This window comes from Methylobacterium sp. J-048 (assembly GCF_022829515.1).
Taxonomy (GTDB): Bacteria; Pseudomonadota; Alphaproteobacteria; order Rhizobiales; family Beijerinckiaceae; genus Methylobacterium.
In genome coordinates this window covers 25917-43224 of sequence record NZ_JAKSYL010000198.1, presented here as the reverse complement: position 1 = coordinate 43224, position 17308 = coordinate 25917, and the positions used below count along the sequence as shown (strand labels likewise).

The following is a 17308-nucleotide window of genomic DNA, read 5'->3' as shown; positions in this document are numbered from 1 at the left end:
GTCCAGTCGGTTTTTAGAATGGTGACCCATGCGCGTGAAACGGCAGCGGCTGGCAGAGCGGCCTGAGATCATCCTGGACGCGGCCGACGCCGTGCTCCGCAAGGGCGGCGCGCGGGCGCTGACCATCGATGCCGTTGCGGCCGAGGCCGGGCTGAGCAAGGGCGGCGTGCTGCATCACTTCGCGTCGAAGGATGCGCTGATTCTGGCTCTCGTCGCCCGCAAGCTCGCCGAGCTGCGGGAGGACATCGCCGCCTGCGAGGCCGAAATCCCGCCCGGGCCGGCGCAGCTGCCGATGGCGATGGTGGCGCATGTCCGCTCGCATTATTGCGACGACGACGAGTCGTCGCGCGCCCTGCTCCTGGCCTCGATCGAGTATCCCGAGGCCCTGAACGATTACCGCGCCTTCGTGGCGGACCGGCTCGACCGGCTTGCCGGGATGAACGGCGCCTGCCCGGGCGAGGGCTCGGTCCTGTTCTTCGCGATCCTGGGCGTGATCATGGGCCGGACCCTGGGCTTCCACCAGCTCGACGCCGACGAACTGGAGCCCATGTTCGAGGCGCTGGAGCGCATCGCCCGGAAATCCGAAGCGTAAGCCCCGAACACGCAACGCAGAACGTGGCGGATCGGCTGTATCGATCTGCAAACACGTCGCAATTTCGTGCGCGCGGACAGGTCCGGCCCGCAATCCTCCGCGATGGTCGCTGCATCGCGAAAGATGTACGCGGGCGACGTGTGTCGGCCACCCCGTAAAAATCGCCGCGGTATCTTTACCGGATTGCCGGAACGACCGTGCGATGAAAGAGTCTCAATCGTGTCGCGTCTTCGAGTGGTCGGGCCATTGCATGCGGATGACGATTGTCCGGACGACAAGACCGGATCGTCATGCGCCCAGGGGGCGTCCGGCGGCGCAGGCGCGTTGACAGCCGTCCCATTACTCGCCGCCAGCGTAGCGTCATGAGCGAACACGCCGCGATTCCGTCGTCCGACGACCTGCGTCACGCCCTGGCGCGGACGCTCTACGAACACGATGGAAACGGAATCGCCGACCATCCGGCGTGGGACGGTGAGGCCCTGGACACGCGCGATCCCGGCCTGCGCGAGCGGTATCTCCGGCGTGCCGACGCCCTGGCCGATGGTCCCCTCGCCGCCCTGATCACGGATTTGAACGGGCTTACCGCGCGCGACGAGGAACTGCGCGTCCTGCGCCGCCAGCGCATGGCCCCGGAGCGCGAACGCGAACTCCTTGAAGCCAACAACCGCGTGCTCGCGCGGGCCAACGCGGCCGAGGCCGCCCGGGATACCGCCGAAGCTGCGCTCGCCCTGGCCCAGCGGGAACGGGACGTCGCCCGGGAGGCGGAGTCGTTCTGGCAGCACTTCGCCTTCGACGCGGACGAGTTGGCGACACGCCGGTTGATCGAGCAGACCGATGCCCGGGCGGAGGCCGAACGGACCGCGATCCGCGAGCGCTGTCGGCGGGAGCGGGCCGAGAGCGCGCTCCGGCTGTTCGCCGACCGGGCCGATGTGATGCCGAAGGAAGGCTGGGCGTCGGAATTGACCAAGGCCAATCGCGACATCCCGCTCTGGTGGTTCCATGCCGCTCGGGTCGCGCTCGAATCGCACGAGCCGCCAGCCAGTCCGGAGGCGGACACGCCCTGACCTTCCTCGATGAGGGCCGGTCAGCGCGGCTGATCGGGCCGCGCGAGAATCATAGGCAGCCGGCCCTGAAGGAATGTAGCGTCAGGCCGCAGCCGGCCGGGCCAGATCCGCCGGCGGCTCGCGGAACAGGGCGGTGCAGCCGGAGCCGCGATGCATGCTGAGGATCGAGGCCCGGTCGATCTCCGGATGTGCCTTCAGCACCTTCTGCACGCAGCACAGGACGCGCTCGTACTGCGCGGCGTCGTAGTTCGGTTCCAGCGGGCTCACGGCGATGTAGGTTTCGACCACGAGCACGCGCTCCGCACGATCGCGGTCGACATCGACGGCGATCCAGGACGACTTGATCAAGCTGGTGCTGGCGAGCATGGGCGTTCCTCGTTCAGCGTTGTTAGGCGATTGACCGCGGCACGGCCGATCGATTTTGGCGGAATGATGGACCGCCTTGAGACGTATGCCAAGGGGGCCAGGCTCGGTTCTCCCTTTGCACATGCGCGTGCGCGTTGAGACTTAAAACTCTTGGGTCTAAGCTCAGGAGTTGAACACAACCTTCGCGAGTGTTTCTTTCTACTCGCGTCGCGCAGATGGCATGTGGTATACAAACACGAAGGCCCGCCAGACCGGGCCGGCGCAACGGAACCGCGATTCGACGGGACCGCGCATCGGGAGGGAGTTTCGGCATGGTCCGTTCGAGAACGCGAGACGCGTGTTTCCAGACCCACTGTGCAGTCTCCGCGATGTCGCGGCGCGCGTGATATCGATCTGAGTCACCTCCCGTCGCCGCATCCCGAAACCCGACCCGAGATCCGAGACCGATCATGACCAAGGCCCTCGAAGGCGTCCGCATCCTGGACTTCACCCACGTTCAATCCGGCCCGACCTGTACCCAGCTCCTGGCTTGGTTCGGGGCAGACGTGATCAAGGTCGAGCGGCCCGGCATCGGCGACGCCACCCGCCAGCAGTTGCAGGACATTCCGGATGTGGACAGCCTCTATTTCACGATGCTGAACCACAACAAGCGCTCGCTCACGCTCGATTCGAAGAACCCGAAGGGCAAGGAGGTGCTCTGGCGCCTGATCGAGGAATGCGATGTCCTGGTCGAGAACTTCGCCCCCGGGGCGCTGGCCCGGATGGGGCTGACCTGGGAGAAGATCCACGCGAAGAACCCGCGCATGATCCTCGCCTCGGTGAAGGGGTTCGGGCCCGGCCGCTACGAGGAGTGCAAGGTCTACGAGAACGTCGCGCAATGCGCCGGCGGCTCGGCCTCCACCACCGGTTTTCGCGATGGCATCCCGATGGTGACCGGCGCCCAGATCGGTGATTCCGGCACCGGCCTGCACTTGGCGCTCGGCATCGTCACGGCGCTGTACCACCGCACCCAGACCGGGCTCGGCCAGAAGGTCGACTGCGCCATGCAGGACGGGGTGCTCAACCTCTGCCGGGTGAAGCTGCGAGACCAGCAGCGCCTGGAGCACGGCCCGCTGAAGGAATACAGCCAGTTCGGCGAAGGCATCCCGTTCGGCGAAGCGACCCCGCGGGCCGGCAACGATTCCGGCGGCGGCCAGCCGGGGCGGATCCTGCGCTGCAAGGGCTGGGAGCAGGACCCGAACGCCTACATCTACGTGATCACGCAGGCCGCGGTCTGGGATCCGATCTGCGATATCATCGGCGAGCCCGGCTGGAAGGCCGACCCGAACTACGCCTCCCCGAAGGCGCGCCTGCCGCATCTCAACGAGATCTTCACGCGCATCGAGGCCTGGACAATGAAGATGTCCAAGTTCGAGGCCATGGACATTCTGAACGGCCACGACATCCCGTGCGGCCCGATCCTGTCCATGAAGGAGATCGCGGCCGACGAGGCGCTGCGGGCGACCGGCACCATCGTCGAAGTCGATCACCCGACCCGCGGCCGCTACCTGTCGGTTGGCAATCCGATCAAGCTGTCGGCGAGCCCCACCGAGGTGGTGCGTTCGCCCCTGCTCGGCGAGCACACCGACGAGATCCTGCGCGACGTGCTGAAATACTCGACCGAGGAGGTCGAAGAGATCACCGGGTCCGGCGCCATCGGCGGCTTGCAGAAGATCGCCGCGGAGTGAGGACGGCTGGCGATCCCGGGCCATCCGCCTAGGATCGCCGCTAAGCGGCACGCCACCACCGTCTTATCCGAAAAGAATTCGGCCCCGCTTCGGGGCCGGACGACGCCAGGGATCGCCCATGCGCATCGCCGTCATCGGTCAGCAGGATTTCGGCAAGGCCGTCTTGGAGGCGTTCCTGAAGCGTGGGGACACCGTCGCGGGCGTCTTCTGCGCGCCGGAGAAGCCCGGGGCCAAGCCGGACGTACTCAAGACTGCGGCGCTGGAGAAGGACCTGCCGGTCTTCCAGTTCCCGAGCCTGAAGAGCCCGGAGGCCGAGGCGGCGATGCGCGGCCTCGACGCCGATATCGGCATCATGGCCTACGTGCTGCAATTCGCGCCGCAGAGCTTCGTCACCATCCCGAAGCACGGGACGATCCAGTACCATCCGAGCCTGCTGCCGCGCTATCGCGGCCCGTCCTCGATCAACTGGCCGATCGCCAAGGGCGACCTCCAGACCGGACTGACGATCTTCCGTCCCACCGACGGCCTCGATGAAGGTCCGGTGATCCTTCAGAAGACCTGCGAGATCGGCGGCGACGCCACGCTCGGCGACATCTACTTCAACAACCTGTTCCCGATGGGCGTCGACGCGATGCTGGAGGCGGCCGACCTCGTGGTCGCTGGCCAGCACATCGAGATCGATCAGGACGAGGACGCGGCGAGCTACGAGGGCTGGTTCCGCGCCGCGGAGGCCGAGATCCGCTGGTCGGCCCATGCCGACCAGATCTACAACCTGATCCGGGCCGCGAACCCGGCCCCCGGGGCCTGGACCACGCTCGACGGCAAAAAGCTGCAGATTTTCGACGCACAGTTGCACCCAGTCCGCCGCCTCGGCGACGTGAAGGGCAAGCCCGGCGAGGTGATCGCGGTCGACGGGGACGGGTTCAGCGTCTGCGCGCAGGGCGGCCGGATCGAAATCCGCAAGGTCAAGCCGGAGGACGGCAAGAAGATCGCGGCCGCGGAGTTCGCGGCCTCCGGCGGCATCGCGCTGGGGCAGATTTTGGGCCGCTGAACGCGGAACCCGTATCGGTATCAGTCGGCGGCGTTCAGTCCGTAGCCGCGGAAGCGCTCGACGGTGCTGTTGATCTCGTGGTCCGACAAGATGTTCGGGGCGCCGACTTGGAGCGCCACGGCATATTGCCAGCACAGGGTCTCCAGCTCGACGGCGAGCCACAGCGCCTTTCCCAGGCTCTCCCCGGCGGCGATCATGCCGTGGTTGGCAAGCAGGCAAACGTTCCGGTCCTTGAGCGCCGCCAGGGCCAGCTCTGAGAGCTCCGCCGTGCCGTAGGATGCGTAGGGGGCACAGCGCACGTTCGGGCCGCCGAAGGCCGCGATCATGTAATGCACCGCCGGGATCTCCCGCCCGCACAGGGCGAAGGCGGTGCAGTGGATCGGGTGGGCGTGGACGACGGCGCCGATCTCGAGACGCGCCGCCAGGATGTCCCGGTGGAAACGCCATTCCGAGGATGGTTTCAGCCCTGCCGGATGCGTTCCGTCGAACGCCAAAGGCACGATATCGTCCGGGTCCATGCGCGCGGTGGGCAGTCCCGAGGGCGTGATCAGAATGCCGTCGCGAAACCGCACCGAGACGTTGCCCGAGGTACCACGGTTCAGGCCCTGCGCGTCCAGGTCCCGCGCCGCCGCCACGACGCTCTCGCGTGCGATCCGCTCGTCCGTATCCATGCCCGATCCTCGGATGAACCCGGTACCGGGTACGCGCGAAGGCCCGGCGCCGTAAAGCCGGCGCCGGGCCTTCGTTCGATGCGATGCGCCTTACTGGGCCAGCACCGGTGCGAGGTTGGCCTGCGGCGCCTTGGTGTAAGCCGCCCGCATTGGCTTGAGCACGAACAGGGCCAGGAGCGCCGCCAGGATGTTGAGCCCGGCCGCCACCAGGAACACCGTGTGCCAGCTCCCGGTCATCGTCGTGAGCACGCTGGTATAAGGCACGATCAGCGCCGCCGTGCCCTTGGCGGTGTAGAGCAGGCCGGCATTGGTGGCGGCGTATTTGGAGCCGAAGGTGTCGCCGCAGGTCGCGGGGAACAGCGAGTAGATCTCACCCCAGGCGAAGAAGACCAGGCCGGTGAGCAGCACGAAGGCGATCGGGTTCTCACCGAACTGGCTCAGCGCGTAGATACCCAGGCCCTCGATCGCAAACGAGATGAACATCGTATTCTCGCGGCCGATATGGTCCGAGACCCAGCCGAAGAACGGTCGCGTCACGCCGTTGAGCACCCGGTCCAGCGTCGCCGCGAAGGTCAGCGCCGGCAGCGTGATCCCGAGCAGCGAGACCGGAACGTCGGCGATCTTGAAGTCCTTGGCGATGGGTCCGAGCTGCGCGGTTGCCATCAGGCCGCCGGCGGCCATCATGACGAACATCGCGTACATCACCCAGAAGATCGGGGTCCGCACCATCTCGCCCGGCTTGAAATCGCGCTTGGATTGGCTGACCCGGGCGACGTCCGGGACCTGGCCCTTCACCGGCGAGCGCAGGAACAGGGCGATCAGCATCACGATCAGGCCCTGGCCGATGCCGAAGTAGAAGAACGCAGCCTCGTAGCCCTGCGCCTTGATCATCGCCTGGATCGGCACGACGGTCAGCGCTGAGCCGGCGCCGAAGCCCATCGCGGTGATGCCGGCGGCAAGGCCGCGGCGATCCGGGAACCACTTGAGGGAGTTGCCCACGCAGGTCCCGTAGACCGCACCCGCGCCGGTGCCGCCGATGGCAGCCGCCACGTAGAGCATCGTGAGCGTTTCCGCGTAGGAATTCATCACCCAGGCAACGCCGCAGAGCAGGCCGCCGAACAGGGTGACGATCCGCGGGCCGTACTTATCGACGAACCAGCCTTCGATCGGCACGAGCCAGGTCTCGGTGACCACGAACAGCGTGAACGCGACCTGGATCGCGGCGCGATCCCAGCCGTGACGCTCCTGCATCGGGTTCACGAAGAACGTCCAGCCGTACTGCATGTTGGCGATCATGCACATGCAGACGACGCCGAATGCCAGCTGGAGCCATCGGCCCCGCCCGACTGGTTTGCCGATCTCGGACATACGTATCTCTCCAAGTTGGATTTATTATTTTGTGTTCATCGCCAGTCATAGTTATGCCTGGACAGAGACGCGCCGGGCAGAACAAAGCGAGCGGCGTGCTTTGAAAAATTCTTGTCCGGCGGACAAATCAAGTCTCTTGAGTGCCGCCATCCACCGCCGAGCGATCACGCACACCCTCGACTGGTCTACGGTATGCCAGAAGGATGGTGCTGAGGCTGGGCGATTCTGTCAATCAAACATGCACAAAAATACATGATTGCCCCGCGGGATTGCGGGGTCCTGTCAAACGTGGGCTCGGTTTCGGCATAACGGTTCCGGTTTCTGCCCGAAGAGCCTTGCACATCTGCTGCAGCCGCAGTTGCCGGTCTGTGGAGTTGGCTCGCAATTGACTAGGATCGAGCAAAGGTTTGGGCTAGTTCGTTTTACGAGCGCACGACAGAGAACACGTGCGAAAAATCTTGGGCATGGGCCGACTGGACGAGGCATGTCGAACTCCGAACCGTTGAGCGTTAAACCGATCGTCGCCAGTTCCAGTCTCAGGACATTGGCCTATGAAGCGCTCAAGACTGCGATCACCAACATGGACATCTACGGGCGGCCCGATGAGGTGCGGCTCGACGAGCGGAAACTGTCGCAGGATCTCGGCGTCAGCCGCACACCTGTCCGCGAGGCGCTCACGGTCCTGGAGCAGGAAGGATTCGTTCGGTCCGAAGCACGGCGCGGTGTGTTCGTCATCAAGAAGAACAAGCGCGAGATCGTCGGCATGATCCACGCCTGGACGGCGCTCGAGAGCATGGCGGCCCGTCTCGCCTGCACCCGTGCCACTGACACGCAGCTTCGCGCCCTGCGCGAATCATTCCCGGAATTCTACGAGGGTCAGCCGGCCGAACATATCGATGAATACTCGGATGCCAATATCCGGTTTCATCAGCGGATCATTGCCCTAGGTCATTGCGAGCCGATCGCCGAGTTGACCAGCAATCTGCTGATGCATGTCCGGGGCATCCGCAGCACCGCCCTCCGCCAGGGCGACCGGGCCGCGCGGTCGATCCGCGAGCACGTGGCGATCATCGCGGCCCTGGAAGCGCGCGACGCGGAGAATGCGGAGCGCCTCGTGCGCGAGCACGGCCTCGGCCTCGCCCAGCATGTCGACACCTACGGCGATTACCTCGACTGAGGATCGCCGACCGGGCGACGACGCGTGTTCGCGCGTGCCGGATCGCGTGTCGCACTCCGATTGCGGTGCAAAAGGCACTCTTCATACGAGCGGCCATCTTCGACGCGTCAAACGCCGAGCGGGCGATGCCACGACGGGAATTGGGACCGCTGTTCGGGCTGCCGCCGCGGCATGCAATCCGAGCATGACTGGAATTCGGTATCTGGCATACCAGTTTGCAGCGCGGCATGACATCTCTTGCATCGCAATATCGTCGTCTTGCCGAGCCGCACCGGAGCTTCCCGATGATCGCCAGCTTCCTCGTCGTGTTTGTCGCCCTCGCCGCTTGTCAGGCCCTGCTTGCCGTCAAGCTCGCCGATCTCCTGAGCCCGTCTTCCGAGGCCGGCAAGGCGACCGCTCAGCCGGCCCGCCGGGACGGCACCGTCAGCCTCGCCTGAAAACGGCCTTTCCGGGATCTATACGGGCGCAGACTGCGTAGGGTTAACACTTTGCTCAAGGGTTTCCGCTAGCGTCAACGGATCGTTGACCATGCGGGCGAGGGAGCAACCGCGTTGGCCCTCGGCATCTCTTCACGGACTTCGGACGGTCCGTTTGTCCTGCTGGTCTCGGATCGTCCGTCCGAACGGGCGGCCCTGGAACGGGCTATCGCCCTCGTGATGGATTGCCGGGCGGTCGCTGCCGGTTCGGCGATACCGTCTGGGCGACCACACCTCATCGTGCTGGATCTGCATCCGGTTCAGGCCGCTGCGCTGGAGCCAGCTTTGAGCCATCGCGGGCTACCGGTCCCGCGCCTCGTCCTGGTTCGCGGCGAGCCCGCGAAACCCTCGCCTCACCTGCGCCAGCTGCCGGCGGCCGCTCCGCGTCAGCTCGTGCTGGCGAATGTCTTCGCGATGATCGAGGCTGTGACACGCTCGGCGGAGACGCGCCGGCAGAAACTCGCCGGGCGCGTCTCGGACGCGACCGCGATCGTATCCGAACTGTTCGACAGCGCCGCCTTGGGCGCTGGCCTGCAGCGGGCCGATGTCGAGCGCGGGACCGAATTGGTACTCGCTGCCGTCTCGGAAGCCGGGATCACGGATTGGCTGGCCGAAGTCTGGCGCCACGATGTCGGCGTCTACCAGCACACCCTGGGGGTGGCCGGCCATGCCGCGAGCTTCGGCGCGCAGATCGGCCTGAGCCGGGTCGATCTCGGGCGATTGGTACGATCCGCCCTCCTCCATGATATCGGCAAATCGCGGATCCCAAGCGAGATCCTGAACAAGCCCGGCCGTCTCGATCCCGAGGAGTTGCGGTTGATGCAGCGTCATCCGGTGATCGGCGCCGATCTTCTCCGGGCACAGGGGACCTTTGAGGACGAGGTCATCGACGTCGTCCTGCACCATCATGAGCGTCTCGACGGGACCGGCTATCCGGATCGGCTCCGGGGCGCAGCCATCTCCGATCTGGTGCGGATCGTGGCGATTTGCGACGTGTTTTCGGCGCTGACCGAGCGCCGCGCCTACAGGAAGCCGGCGAGCCCCGCTGAGGCTCTGGCGATCATGACCGACGGGTCCGGCCATCTCGACCCCGATCTGCTGCGGATCTTCGCGCCGGTCATGCTCGGGGGCGATGCGCTGGCGGCATGATTACCGTGACCATGGCGCCACGCTCCGGCATCACGGTTCGCGAACCCCGAGGAACGCCGCGGTTTCGCCGCAACCCGGTCGGAGGGAGACGCATCCCATCCGGAAGCGCTGTCCCCGTGTCGAAACTTCTCCCCGCCTTCGCTGTTGCCCTATCGCTGTCGCTCGCCGGTTGCGGTGGCTTGTCGTTCACGCCCGAACCGACCGCTGAGACCGCGACCCACACCGCGATCCTTGACGAAGTCGCGGCCGCGGCTGCGATCTCGGCCTATCGCGTCCAGCACGGACTGAGCCCGGTCATCGTCGACAACGGCCTGGTGAAGGTTGCCGCCTTCCAGGCCGGCAACAATGCCCGACACGGGCAGCTCAGCCACGATGTCGGCGGCAGCTTCACCGCGCGCATGGCCTCTGCCGGTCTGGCGAGGTCCTACGCCGCGGAAAATCTCAGCGCCGGTTCCGAAACCTTCGAGCAGGTGCTGGCACGCTGGAAGGCGAGCCCCGAGCACAACAAGAACATGCTGCTCCCGCAGATCCGGCGGATCGGCATCGCCCGGGTCGATGCGCCCGATACCCGCTACAAGCGGTTCTGGGCGCTGGTGATGGCGGGCGGCTGATCGCTCAGGGCTCGGCCGAAGCCAGATCGACGATCCGCAGCTGCGCCCGCTCGGCACCGCGCCAGCGGTCGCAGGACAGCGTGCCGGCCACGTGCATCTCCTGGCCGATCCCCTTCAACAGGGCCTGTCCGAGCGGGCGTTCGGCCGCGCGGAAGCAGATCGCGCCCACGGCCTGGCCGTCGCGGCTGCGCAGGCGTGCGCGGACATGGCCCGAGCCGACCACCGCGGCATCGACGAGGCGGTGGCGTCCGAGCGCGAAGAGCGGCTCCGGCGCGCCCTGCCCGAACGGGCCGGCCCGCTGCAGCAGCCGGACGGTCTCGGCGGTGGCCCCGCCGGCGCTCAGGCTGCCGTCGATCATCAGGGCGTCGGCCGCCCGCGAGACCGCGACGCTGGCGCCGAGAAGCGCGGCCAAGTGCGTCTCGAACCGCGGGATGTCGTCGGCCCGCAGGGTGACGCCCGCCGCCATGGCGTGGCCGCCGCCCTTGCTGGCGAGCCCGGCCTCGACGCAGGCGCGGACGGCGAGGCCGAGATCGGCCCCGGGGATCGAGCGTCCGGAGCCGGTCGCGCTGCCGTCAGGTCGGATCGCGAAGGCGAAGGCCGGCCGGTTGAAGCGCTCCTTCAGGCGCGCCGCGATCAGCCCGACGATGCCGGGATGCCATTCCGTGTTGCCGGTCACCAGCACGGCGCGCGCCGGGTCGAGGGTCAGGGCACGATCCATCTCGGCCTCGGCCTCGGACACCGCATGGGCCTCGATCGCCTGGCGCTCGCGGTTGAGCCGGTCGAGATCGGCGGCGATCCGGGCAGCCTCGACCGGATCGGCCGTCGTGAGCAGGCGCGCCCCGAGGGCCGAATCGCCGATCCGGCCGCCGGCATTGATCCGCGGCCCGAGCACGAAGCCGAGATGCCAGGCCTCCGGGGGCTCGCTGAGGGAGGCGGCGTCGAGCAGGGCCGCCAGGCCGGTGCGGCCCCGGTGGCGCATCACCGTCAGCCCCTGCGTGACGAAGGCGCGGTTCAAGCCGACCAGCGGCACCACGTCGGCCACCGTCGCCAGCGCCACGAGGTCGAGGGCGTCGGTGAGAGTCGGCTCCGGGCGATCCGGGCCGAAAAAGCCGTCCCGGCGCAGGGCGCGGTTGAGGGCGGCCAGCGTCAAGAACACGACGCCGGCGGCGCAGAGATGGCCGAGGCCGGAGAGGTCGTCGAGCCGGTTGGGGTTCACCACGGCCCGGGCCGGGGGCAGCTGCTCGGCGGCGGCGTGGTGATCCAGCACGATCACGTCGAGGCCGAGCTTCTCGGCCTCTTCCAGGGGCCCGTGGCCGCTCGTGCCGCAATCGACGCAGACCAGCAGGGTCGCGCCCTCGGCCGCCAGGGCGGTGATCGCCGCGGCGTTGGGGCCATAGCCCTCGGTGATCCGGTCCGGGATGTGGATCGGCGCCCGCAGGCCGACCTGGCGCAGATAGCCCGCGAGCAGCGCCGCGCTGGCCGCACCATCGACGTCGTAATCGCCGAACACGGCGACGATCTCGCCCCGGCGGATGGCCCGCACGAGCCGGCGCACGGCCGCATCCATGTCGAGCAGGATGTCCGGATCCGGCATCAGGTCGCGCAGACGCGGGGCCAGGTGGCGGGCGGCCTGGTCCGGCGCCACTTGCCGTCCGGCGAGGACGCGCGCCAGCAACTCGGGCAGGCCGTGGGCCTGGACCATCTTGGCGATGTGGTTCTGCACTGCCATGCCGGCACAGCGCTCCTGCCAGCGCCGTCCGGTCACGGAGGCGGCGACACCCAGGAACGGCGGCGGATCGGTGATCAGCGAGGCGGTGGCGGCGGACACGGGCGGCACTCTACACCGGGTCGGCGGCGGAATCGCGGGCGCCGCGGCAACAGCGGCCGCGCACGAAGTTGGGTCGGCAAAACGAAGGGGCGGACATCGCTGCCCGCCCCTTGCCGAAACCGATTTTGACGCAGTCTCAGAATGCCTTGAGGATGTTGTCGACCACCTTCTTGGCATCACCGAACAGCATCATGGTGTTGTCGCGGAAGAACACCTCGTTCTCGACGCCGGCATAGCCCGAGCCCATGCCGCGCTTGATGAACAGCACGGTCTTGGCCCGCTCCACGTCCAGGATCGGCATGCCGTAGATCGGCGAGGCCTTGTCGGTCTTGGCGGCCGGGTTGGTGACGTCGTTGGCACCGATCACGAAGGCGACATCCGCCTGCGGGAACTCGCCGTTGATGTCCTCCAGCTCGAACACCTCGTCGTAGGGCACGTTCGCCTCGGCGAGCAGCACGTTCATGTGGCCCGGCATGCGGCCCGCCACCGGGTGGATGGCGTACTTCACGTCGACGCCCTCCTTCTTCAGCATGTCGGCCATCTCGCGCAGGGAGTGCTGCGCCTGCGCCACCGCCATGCCGTAGCCCGGGACGATGATCACCCGCTCGGCGTTCTTCATGATGTAGGCCGCGTCGTCGGCCGAGCCTTGCTTGACCGGGCGCGTCTCGACTTGGCCCGGACCGCCTGCAGCGGCGGTGTCGCCGCCGAACCCGCCCAGGATGACCGAGATGAACGACCGGTTCATCGCGTGGCACATGATGTAGGACAGGATCGCGCCCGACGAGCCGACCAGAGAGCCGGTGATGATCAGCGCGAGGTTGCCCAGGGTGAAGCCGATGCCGGCCGCCGCCCAGCCCGAGTAGGAATTGAGCATCGACACGACGACAGGCATGTCGGCGCCGCCGATCGGGATGATCAGCAGGCCGCCCAGCGCGAAGGACAGCAATACGATCAGCCAGAAGACCGCCTTGCTCTCATTGCCGATGAACAGCGCGATCAGCACCACCAGTGCCACCGCGATGCCGATGTTGATGAGGTGCCGCTGCGGCAGCATGATCGGCTTGCCGGACATCCGCCCGTCGAGCTTGGCGAAGGCGATGACCGACCCGGTGAAGGTGATCGCGCCGATGGCCGCGCCCAGGGCCATCTCGAACAGCGACTGCTTGTGAATGTGGCCGTTCTCGAGGATGCCCACCGCCTGCGGCGCGTAGAGCGTCGCCGCGGCGCCGGCCACGGCCGCGAGGCCGACCAGCGAGTGGAAGGCAGCCACGAGCTGCGGCATCGCCGTCATCGGCACGCGTTTGGCGATGACCGCGCCGGCTCCGCCGCCGATGCCGATGCCCAGGATCACCAGGATCCAGGCGCCGAACCCGGCCGGCGGATGGCCGACCAGGGTGGTAAGCACGGCGAGCGCCATGCCGATCATGCCGTAGAGGTTGCCCTGCCGCGACGTGGTCGGGTGCGAGAGCCCCCGCAACGCCATGATGAACAGGACGCCGGCGACGATGTAGAGAAGCGCGGAGACGTTCTGGGACATCGTCTCAGGCCTTCTTCTTGTACATGCCGAGCATGCGCTGGGTGACGAGGAAGCCCCCGAAAATATTCACGCTGGCCAGGACGATGCCGATGAATCCGAAGGCGCGGGCCCAACCGGTGCCCTTCTCCAGAAGCGGCACGCCGGCCGCCAGGATCGCACCGACGATAATTACCGAGGAGATCGCGTTCGTGACCGACATCAGCGGCGTGTGCAGCGCCGGGGTCACGGACCAGACCACGTAGTAACCGACGAAGATCGCCAGCACGAAGATGGCGAACTGGAAGATGAACGGATCGACGGCGCCGCCGGTGGCCGCGCTGATCCCATGGCCCATGCCGGACGCGATGGCCTGGGCCTGATCGGCCGCGTTGCGGGCGACATCGGCTGCGGCGCGCGCGGCATCCGCCAGCACGCGGGTCTGATCAGCCGCCTGATCGGGAGGGACGACAAGGTTTGCCATTCTGCTTCTCCTCGCGATCGGTCTTCAGTGCGTGCCCGACGGGGCCGGGGCGGCCTCGGCCTTGCCGGTCTCCGACTTGGCGAGACCCACCGCCGCAGCTTCCGAGGCGGGGCCATCGGTCTTGGACTGGAAGGAGGCGTGGACCACGGACCCGTCGCGGGTCAGGTTGGTGGCCTTCACCAATTCGTCGTCCCAATTGATCGCCAGCGCCTTGCTCTCCTTGTCGATCAGGGTCTCGACGAAGGCGTAGAGGTTGCGCGCATAGAGGCTCGACGCCGTGGCGGCGAGGCGCCCCGGCACGTTGGTGTGGCCGACGATCTTCACGCCGCGGTCGGTCACCACGATCTCGCCCGGCTTGGCGCCGGCGACGTTGCCGCCGCGCTCGACCGCGAGATCAATCAGGACCGAGCCCGGCTTCATTGAGGCGACCATCTCCTCCGAGACGAGCTTCGGAGCCGGACGGCCGGGGATCAGGGCCGTCGTGATGACGATGTCCTGCTTGGCGATATGGCCCTTCACCAGCTCGGCCTGCTTGGCCTGATAGCCGGCCGACATCTCCTTGGCGTAGCCGCCCGCGGTCTCGGCCTGCTTGAACTCGTCGTCCTCGACCGCGACGAACTTGGCGCCGAGCGACTCGACCTGCTCCTTGGTGGCGGGGCGCACATCCGTGGCGGTCACGACCGCACCCATACGCCGGGCCGTGGCGATGGCCTGCAGCCCTGCGACGCCGACGCCCATGATGAAGACGCGGGCGGCCGGCACGGTACCGGCCGCGGTCATCATCATCGGCATGGCCCGGCCGTACTCGGCGGCGCCGTCGACGACGGCCCGGTAGCCGGCGAGGTTCGCCTGAGAGGACAGCACGTCCATCACCTGCGCCCGGGTGATGCGCGGCATCAGCTCCATGGCGAAACCCGAGACCCCTGCCTCGGCCAGGGCCTTCAAGGCGGCCTCGTTGCCGTAGGGATCCATGATCGCGATGATCGTGGCGCCGCGCTTGAACAGCGACAGCTCCTCGCCCGCCGGACGGCGGACCTTGAGGACGAGGTCGGCATCACGGGCCGCATCGGCGGCGCTGCCGGCGATCTCGGCACCGGCGGCCTCATACTCGGAATCGAGGATCCCGGCCTTCAGCCCCGCGCCAGCCTGCACGGTGATGTCGGCGCCGAGCGTCTTGAACTTCTTTACGGTCTCCGGGACCGCGGCCACCCGCGGTTCCGCAGAGTCCGTCTCGGACAGCACAGCAATGCGCATGCGAGGCTTCCCCTGAATAAGCTTGGCCTCTCGAATGCGCGAACCAACACGACTTTTCGAGACGCGAAAGGAGGTTGCACTGTTGGAATAACAGCGAATGTAACCAGCGGCGTGTCGACCGGACCGCCGCGTTTCAACGCGTCGTCGAGCCGCTCTGCCAACCCCGGCGAGCGGTCCCGGAACGGGCTCAGGCGAAAGCGAGGTAGAGGAAGAGCAGGATCGCGACGACAAGAGGTCCGCGCCAACCGATGGCGGGGGCCAGGGCCCCAACGGCGCCTGCCGCGCCGGAGACGATCACGCTGAGGATCGCGAGCAGCCAAGCCTCGCGAATCCCGCCCACGGCGAGCGCCAGAACCCAGCAGATCACCACGCCGGTACCGATCTCGACGAAGCGCACGAAGCCGCGATAGGTCTGCTCGTGGGTGCTCGCGTCCATCGCCGGGCTGTAGGTGTGCCCGGCCACCGTCTCACTCTCGGCCATCGTGCGCTCGTTTCCCTCAGGTGCGACTTCTTGTGGTCACCCCGGGATGTAGCTCAAGCGTTTACCTGCCGCAATCGGACGTCCGCAAGTTGATCGCCCTCTCGGTGAATTCCCGAAGGTCAATTCACACCGGCTTCGGCAAACCGGCCCGGGCGAGGATCTGGTTCTGTCGCACACCCAGCTCCTCCAGCGAAAAATGCTCGATCTCGGCCTCAAAGAGCCGGTGGTAGTTCAACTCCGAGCGGAGATGCAGGAACACCGCGCCAAGGCCCACGGCAGCGCGGTCCATGAACACGAATTCCTGGGGCACCGTCACAGGCCCCCGCTCCTTGAGCGCCTGATGGACCTGGAACGCCTGCCGCCGGCCATAATCGCCGGGCTTGACCCCATCGGCGACCGTGCGGGTGCGATCCTCCAACAGCGGCCCGTAGATGAAGCGCGCCCAGATATTCAGGATCTCGATCTTCTCCTTGTCGAGGTTCTTGAAGCCCCAGACCTCGTAGGCGTGGACGATGCGGGCCGCATCCTCCTCCAACAGGCCGCGATACAGATCGACCACGCCGCCGACGAAGCGCGGATGGAAGATCCGCACGCAGCCGTAATCCAGCAGGTTGATGCCGGCCGCCTCGCCGCCCTCCGAGAAGACCGTGTAGTTGCCCAGATGCGGATCGCCGTGGATCACGGCGGCGCGGCTGAACGGATGCCACCAGGCCTTGAACATCGACTGCGCGATGCGGTTGCGCACCTCGACAGGTTCTTCCGCGAAGCCGAGGATCTTGTCGCCGTCGAGCCAGCCGAGCGTGAGCAGGCGCTTGGTCGACAGATCCGGGAAGACGCGGGGCACGCGTACCGCATCGACATCCTGAAGCACGTCGCCGTAAAGGCTGGCGTGCTTGGCTTCGTGTTCGTAATCGAGTTCCTCCCGCACCCGGGCGCCGATCTCTTTGGCGATCTCGCGGGTATCGAGCCAGCTGTTCATGCGTCGATGAAGCGCGAAGGCGATCTCCAGCTGCTTGAGATCGGCCTCCACGGCCGATTGCATGTCGGGGTATTGGAGCTTGCAGGCCAGACGCTCGCCATCCTTCGCGGTCGCGCGATGGACCTGCCCCAGCGACGCCGCGGCGGCGGGTTTCAGGTCGAAGCTGCCGAAGCGATCCTGCCAGCCGGCCCCCAGTTCGGACTGCATCCGGCGCTTGACGAAGGCCGCCCCCATGGGTGGCGCATCGGCCTGGAGCTTCTGAAGCTCGGCGGCGTATTCGGGCGGCAGCAGATCCGGGATCGTGGCGAGCAGCTGCGCCACCTTCATGATCGGCCCTTTGAGACCGCCGAGCGCCTGCGCGAGGGCAGCCGCGCTGGTCGTCCCCTCCTTCCCTAACAGCTTCGACATCGCCATGCGGGCGGCGACGCCCCCGACATTGGCGCCCACGCTGGCGTAGCGCCCCGCGCGGGCGGAGAAGCGATTGGCTTCGCGATCGGTCTCGGCCATGGTCCAGGAT

The 17308-nt window shown here is 67.1% G+C and carries 17 protein-coding genes; 8 read left to right on the top strand and 9 right to left on the bottom strand.

Annotation, left to right across the window (positions count from 1 at the left end):
* Positions 1-28: 28 nt before the first annotated feature.
* The gene (locus MKL09_RS20145) at positions 29-592 is read left to right on the top strand and encodes a TetR/AcrR family transcriptional regulator (protein WP_244023069.1); all 564 of its coding nucleotides are present in this window, start codon (positions 29-31) and stop codon (positions 590-592) included.
* Positions 593-954: 362 nt separating this feature from the next.
* Positions 955-1656, top strand: a complete 702-nt coding sequence (locus MKL09_RS20140; RefSeq protein ID WP_244023067.1) for a hypothetical protein — start codon at positions 955-957, stop codon at positions 1654-1656.
* An 81-nt stretch (positions 1657-1737) separates the two neighbouring features.
* Here the strand turns inward: MKL09_RS20140 and MKL09_RS20135 are convergent, their stop codons facing one another.
* Positions 1738-2022, bottom strand: coding sequence for a hypothetical protein (locus MKL09_RS20135; protein ID WP_244023065.1), 285 nt, complete (start codon positions 2020-2022; stop codon positions 1738-1740).
* Between the two features lie 449 nt (positions 2023-2471).
* Between MKL09_RS20135 and frc the strand changes: the two genes are divergently transcribed.
* Entirely contained in the window at positions 2472-3749 is a 1278-nt protein-coding gene (gene frc, locus MKL09_RS20130) for a formyl-CoA transferase (RefSeq protein WP_244023063.1), read from the top strand.
* A gap of 118 nt (positions 3750-3867) precedes the next feature.
* Positions 3868-4800, top strand: a complete 933-nt coding sequence (locus MKL09_RS20125; RefSeq protein WP_244023061.1) for a methionyl-tRNA formyltransferase — start codon at positions 3868-3870, stop codon at positions 4798-4800.
* A 20-nt stretch (positions 4801-4820) separates the two neighbouring features.
* Here the strand turns inward: MKL09_RS20125 and MKL09_RS20120 are convergent, their stop codons facing one another.
* A complete protein-coding gene (locus tag MKL09_RS20120) occupies positions 4821-5471 on the bottom strand; it encodes a class II aldolase/adducin family protein (protein ID WP_244023059.1) in 651 nt (216 codons plus the stop codon).
* A 90-nt stretch (positions 5472-5561) separates the two neighbouring features.
* Positions 5562-6839: an oxalate/formate MFS antiporter gene (gene oxlT, locus MKL09_RS20115; RefSeq protein WP_244023057.1), complete on the bottom strand. Its 1278-nt coding sequence runs from the start codon at positions 6837-6839 to the stop codon at positions 5562-5564.
* A gap of 484 nt (positions 6840-7323) precedes the next feature.
* Here oxlT and MKL09_RS20110 point away from each other — a divergent pair, with 484 nt between their 5' ends.
* The 4 genes from MKL09_RS20110 (at position 7324) to MKL09_RS20095 (ending at position 10252) form a co-directional block, all read left to right on the top strand.
* Positions 7324-8016, top strand: coding sequence for a GntR family transcriptional regulator (locus tag MKL09_RS20110; RefSeq protein WP_244023147.1), 693 nt, complete (start codon positions 7324-7326; stop codon positions 8014-8016).
* A 284-nt stretch (positions 8017-8300) separates the two neighbouring features.
* On the top strand, positions 8301-8453 hold the full coding sequence (locus MKL09_RS20105) for a hypothetical protein (RefSeq protein WP_244023055.1): 153 nt from the start codon (positions 8301-8303) through the stop codon (positions 8451-8453).
* Between the two features lie 114 nt (positions 8454-8567).
* Positions 8568-9641, top strand: coding sequence for an HD-GYP domain-containing protein (locus tag MKL09_RS20100; RefSeq protein WP_244023053.1), 1074 nt, complete (start codon positions 8568-8570; stop codon positions 9639-9641).
* Between the two features lie 116 nt (positions 9642-9757).
* Complete coding sequence (locus MKL09_RS20095) at positions 9758-10252, top strand: CAP domain-containing protein (protein ID WP_244023051.1); 495 nt, start codon at positions 9758-9760, stop codon at positions 10250-10252.
* 4 nt (positions 10253-10256) lie between these two features.
* On the opposite strand, the gene recJ is transcribed toward MKL09_RS20095, so the two are convergent.
* The 6 genes from recJ to MKL09_RS20065 form a co-directional block, all read right to left on the bottom strand.
* Positions 10257-11981, bottom strand: coding sequence for a single-stranded-DNA-specific exonuclease RecJ (gene recJ, locus MKL09_RS20090; protein WP_279606010.1), 1725 nt, complete (start codon positions 11979-11981; stop codon positions 10257-10259).
* 235 nt (positions 11982-12216) lie between these two features.
* Positions 12217-13617 (bottom strand): NAD(P)(+) transhydrogenase (Re/Si-specific) subunit beta, encoded by a 1401-nt coding sequence (locus MKL09_RS20085; RefSeq protein WP_244023047.1) that lies wholly within the window; start codon positions 13615-13617, stop codon positions 12217-12219.
* 4 nt (positions 13618-13621) lie between these two features.
* Entirely contained in the window at positions 13622-14077 is a 456-nt protein-coding gene (locus MKL09_RS20080) for a proton-translocating transhydrogenase family protein (protein ID WP_058194406.1), read from the bottom strand.
* 24 nt (positions 14078-14101) lie between these two features.
* Positions 14102-15331 (bottom strand): Re/Si-specific NAD(P)(+) transhydrogenase subunit alpha, encoded by a 1230-nt coding sequence (locus MKL09_RS20075; protein ID WP_244023045.1) that lies wholly within the window; start codon positions 15329-15331, stop codon positions 14102-14104.
* A 187-nt stretch (positions 15332-15518) separates the two neighbouring features.
* A complete protein-coding gene (locus MKL09_RS20070) occupies positions 15519-15812 on the bottom strand; it encodes an aa3-type cytochrome c oxidase subunit IV (RefSeq protein ID WP_243972698.1) in 294 nt (97 codons plus the stop codon).
* 124 nt (positions 15813-15936) lie between these two features.
* Positions 15937-17298 (bottom strand): ABC1 kinase family protein, encoded by a 1362-nt coding sequence (locus tag MKL09_RS20065; protein WP_244023043.1) that lies wholly within the window; start codon positions 17296-17298, stop codon positions 15937-15939.
* Positions 17299-17308 lie beyond the last annotated feature (10 nt).

What these genes read in the sequence shown, in the direction of transcription:
- recJ (WP_279606010.1), bottom strand. Translation starts at nt 11,981, where the DNA reads ATGGCAGTGCAGAACCACATCGCCAAGATGGTCCAGGCCCACGGCCTG.
- MKL09_RS20080 (WP_058194406.1), bottom strand. Translation starts at nt 14,077, where the DNA reads ATGGCAAACCTTGTCGTCCCTCCCGATCAGGCGGCTGATCAGACCCGC.
- MKL09_RS20135 (WP_244023065.1), bottom strand. Translation starts at nt 2,022, where the DNA reads ATGCTCGCCAGCACCAGCTTGATCAAGTCGTCCTGGATCGCCGTCGAT.
- MKL09_RS20110 (WP_244023147.1), top strand. Translation starts at nt 7,324, where the DNA reads ATGTCGAACTCCGAACCGTTGAGCGTTAAACCGATCGTCGCCAGTTCC.
- oxlT (WP_244023057.1), bottom strand. Translation starts at nt 6,839, where the DNA reads ATGTCCGAGATCGGCAAACCAGTCGGGCGGGGCCGATGGCTCCAGCTG.
- MKL09_RS20085 (WP_244023047.1), bottom strand. Translation starts at nt 13,617, where the DNA reads ATGTCCCAGAACGTCTCCGCGCTTCTCTACATCGTCGCCGGCGTCCTG.
- MKL09_RS20065 (WP_244023043.1), bottom strand. Translation starts at nt 17,298, where the DNA reads ATGGCCGAGACCGATCGCGAAGCCAATCGCTTCTCCGCCCGCGCGGGG.
- MKL09_RS20075 (WP_244023045.1), bottom strand. Translation starts at nt 15,331, where the DNA reads ATGCGCATTGCTGTGCTGTCCGAGACGGACTCTGCGGAACCGCGGGTG.
- MKL09_RS20125 (WP_244023061.1), top strand. Translation starts at nt 3,868, where the DNA reads ATGCGCATCGCCGTCATCGGTCAGCAGGATTTCGGCAAGGCCGTCTTG.
- frc (WP_244023063.1), top strand. Translation starts at nt 2,472, where the DNA reads ATGACCAAGGCCCTCGAAGGCGTCCGCATCCTGGACTTCACCCACGTT.
- MKL09_RS20140 (WP_244023067.1), top strand. Translation starts at nt 955, where the DNA reads ATGAGCGAACACGCCGCGATTCCGTCGTCCGACGACCTGCGTCACGCC.
- MKL09_RS20145 (WP_244023069.1), top strand. Translation starts at nt 29, where the DNA reads ATGCGCGTGAAACGGCAGCGGCTGGCAGAGCGGCCTGAGATCATCCTG.
- MKL09_RS20120 (WP_244023059.1), bottom strand. Translation starts at nt 5,471, where the DNA reads ATGGATACGGACGAGCGGATCGCACGCGAGAGCGTCGTGGCGGCGGCG.
- MKL09_RS20070 (WP_243972698.1), bottom strand. Translation starts at nt 15,812, where the DNA reads ATGGCCGAGAGTGAGACGGTGGCCGGGCACACCTACAGCCCGGCGATG.
- MKL09_RS20105 (WP_244023055.1), top strand. Translation starts at nt 8,301, where the DNA reads ATGATCGCCAGCTTCCTCGTCGTGTTTGTCGCCCTCGCCGCTTGTCAG.